Source organism: Mesorhizobium sp. M1D.F.Ca.ET.231.01.1.1, from assembly GCF_003999155.2.
Classification (GTDB): Bacteria; Pseudomonadota; Alphaproteobacteria; order Rhizobiales; family Rhizobiaceae; genus Mesorhizobium.
The window spans coordinates 1-1576 of record NZ_RZOZ02000035.1; the positions used below are offsets into that span (position 1 = coordinate 1).

Here is a 1576-nt window from a genome sequence, read left to right on the forward strand (position 1 = left end):
CTAAAATGAGCAACGAAATTGTACGCCGTGTCGCCGCAGGCAGTGCACTTGCTGGATAGCTGCTAACGAATTCGGCGAGTTCAGATATGGCTCGCACTGAGGTATACTCCAATATATCCGCTTCTTTTCGAATAAAGTCTACGGCTGCTTTTCTACCTCGGGGCGAGCCTTGTTACCCACAATAGTCTCAAGCGAAGCCAGGGCCATGTGCTGGCAGATGGAATTAGGAGACGTCAAACTCCTGCTGCAGCTCGATCAACAACGCGCCTGCTTAACAGTTAAGAAGCCACTCCATTTTGCTGGTGCACTGTTCTACCGGTTTCGATACCGCGTAGCTCCAACAAGCCAAGTTTCATAAAGAATTTACACGTTGAGAACGCCTATTTGCACTTGAGGCGGAGCAATTAACAGAACGGCGAGGTTGTGATGCGCTGACCTTCGCTTCACCATCCCCCTTGCAATCCGCATGCCACCGAAGAAGTTGTCCGAGCAAGTGGCGGACACTGTGTTTCGCGCCGCGCTACCGGAACACTTGACCATTCGTGTGTCTTCTTCCGAACATAGGTGTCTCCGCATGAGAGGCGACCGTCGTATTCAACGTTCCAAGTTCTCGTGGGTCCATATCTAGTGCCAATTCAAACGCCCACCACAATAATGTCTATTGGGCTCTCAGTGGTGGTGGACTCGGCATCCGAGCATCACCAAAGACTCTTGCTAGCTGTGAGCTTTCGGGAGGTTGTCCATTCGGACCGGACCGAGGAGACTGGAGTTACCACGCTTCAGCATCTATCGGAGGGTCCGAATGAACATCCACAAGAATGCCCGTCTCACACCGCTGCGTCGAGAGGAGATGGCGCTGTCGGTGATAGAGGGCGCTTTTTCCAAAGCCCATGCGGCGCGGGTCTATGGCGTCGGCCAAGATCGTGGCGCGCTGGGTCGAGCGCTATAAGGCTGAAGGGCGGGCCGGCATGATCGACCGTTCCTCGCGGCCCGCCCATATGTCACAGGCCACCGCTGCGTTGATCGCCGAGCGCATCATGGCGCTGCGGCGGCAACGTTGGACCGGCAAGCACATCGCCCATGAGGTCGGCGTCTCGCCCGCCACCGTCAGCCGGGTTCTCAAGCGTGCCGGGCTGTCGCGGCTAAGCGATAGCGAGCCGGCCGAACCGGTCCGGCGCTACGAGCGGGAGAACCCAGGCGAGATGATCCATATCGACATCAAAGAAGCTCGGCCGCTTCAGCCAAGTCGGCCATCGCATCACCGGCGAGCCGCAAAAAGGCAAGTCGCGCGGCGCCGGCTGGGAGTTCGTCCACGTCTGCATCGACGACGCGTCCCGCATCGCCTTCTCGCAAATCCTGCCCGACGAGAAAGAAGAACGCGCCATCGCCTTCCTCAAGGCGGCGGTGGCCTGCTACGCCAGCCTCGGCGTCACAATAGCCCGCGTCATGACCGACAACGTCCTAAGCGCGGAACGAAATGGAGCCTGCAGTCAAGGTCTCTCTGTTCGTCAGCATGCCCTTGCTGCGTGACGTTGGTCAAGTCGTCGAACCAGGCGGCTTCCACCGGCAAGGGAAA

The 1576-nt window shown here is 58.1% G+C and carries 1 pseudogene; it reads left to right on the forward strand.

Features of this window, described 5'->3' with window-relative positions:
• Nucleotides 1-802: 802 nt before the first annotated feature.
• Nucleotides 803-1455 (forward strand): annotated as a pseudogene (locus tag EN874_RS32110) (leucine zipper domain-containing protein); the annotation flags it as partial.
• Between the last annotated feature and the right edge of the window lie 121 nt (nucleotides 1456-1576).